The organism is Streptomyces sp. NPDC054872 (assembly GCF_053610705.1).
The window spans coordinates 1-1,537 of the sequence record NZ_JBSGYY010000093.1; the positions used below are offsets into that span (position 1 = coordinate 1).

General features: G+C 69.0%; 1 protein-coding gene. It reads left to right on the forward strand.

Going from position 1 to position 1,537, the window contains the following annotated elements; translation table 11 throughout:
* Window positions 1-41: 41 nt before the first annotated feature.
* On the forward strand, window positions 42-1,537 hold a 1,496-nt coding region (locus tag ACWGIH_RS43450; protein ID WP_453452840.1), incomplete at its 3' end, for an amino acid adenylation domain-containing protein.

The following is a 1,537-nucleotide window of genomic DNA, read 5'->3' on the forward strand; positions in this document are numbered from 1 at the left end:
TGCTGTCCGGTTGGCAGGGGGAGCGGGTCGAGGTTCCGTGGGTGTCGTTGCCGGTGGCGTTTGAGGGGCAGGTGGCGCGGACGCCTGAGGCGACGGCCGTGTTGTTCGAGGACACCGTCCTTTCTTTCGCCGAGCTGAATGCGCGGGCGAATCGTCTGGCGCGGTTCTTGGTGGGTCGGGGTGTGGGGCCTGAGGGTCTGGTGGCGTTGGTGTTGCCGCGTTCGCCGGAGTTGTTGGTGGCGATGCTGGCGGTGCTGAAGGCGGGTGCTGCGTATGTTCCGGTGGATCCGAAGTATCCGGCGGAGCGGATCGCGTACGTCCTGGGGGATACCGACCCCGCCGTGGTCATCACCGACGCGTCCGTACGGAGCGTCGTGCCGGAGGGCCACCCGGTGCTGCTTCTTGAGGACATCGCTGGTGCGGTGGCGTCAGCGTCGGATGTGGATGTCCGCGACGAGGAGCGGAGCTGTGCTCTGTCGCCGTCGCATCCGGCGTATGTGATCTATACGTCGGGTTCTTCGGGTCGTCCGAAGGGTGTGGTGGTCGGTCATGCGGGTGTGGTGAATCTGGCGCGGGATCACATCGCGCGGCTGGGTGTGGACGGTGGGAGTCGTCTGTTGCAGTTTGCGTCGCCGAGTTTTGACGCGGCGGTGGCGGACATGTGGCCGGCGTGGCTGGCGGGTGCGGCGCTTGTGCTGGGGTCGGCGGAGCAGCTGACCCCGGGCGCGCAGCTCTCGCAGCTCATAGCGGAGTTCGGGGTGACGCATGCGACGTTGCCGCCGGCGACGTTGCCGGTGTTGGGGGAGTCGGGCGGGCTGCCCGAGGGCCTGACGTTGGTGGTTGCAGGTGAGGCGTGTTCGGCGGAGGTGGCGCGTACGTGGTCGCGGGGCCGTCGGATGGTGAACATCTATGGTCCGACAGAGGCCACGGTGGCCTCGACGTCGAGTGTGCCGCTGACGCCGGAGTCGGTCGGGGTGCCGCCGATCGGGCGGCCGGTGTGGAACACCCGCGCCTATGTGCTGGACGACCGCCTGAACCCCGTCCCCACTGGCGTCCCCGGTGAGCTGTATCTCGCGGGAGCGCAACTGGCGCGCGGCTACCTGAATCGTCCGGGCCTGACGGCGGAGCGTTTCGTGCCCGATCCGTTCGCGGATGCGCCGGGGAAGCGCATGTACCGGACCGGTGACGTGGTGCGTCGTCGTCGGGATGGTCAGTTGGAATACGTCGGGCGGGCGGATGAGCAGGTCAAGGTCCGTGGTTTCCGTATCGAGCTCGGTGAGGTGGAGGCCGCCCTCGCCTCTCACCCCGAGGTGGCGCAGGTCGTCGTCATCGCCCGTGAGGACCGTCCCGGCGACAAGCGTCTGGTCGCCTACGTCGTGCCGGTGACGTCGGGTGCGACCGTGGACGCGGGCCAGGTCCGCCAGTACGTGGGTGAACGGCTGCCGGAGTTCATGGTGCCTGCCGCGGTCGTCACGCTGGTCGGGCTGCCGCTGACCGCGCACCGCAAGGTCGACCGACGCGCCCTGCCCGCCCCCGA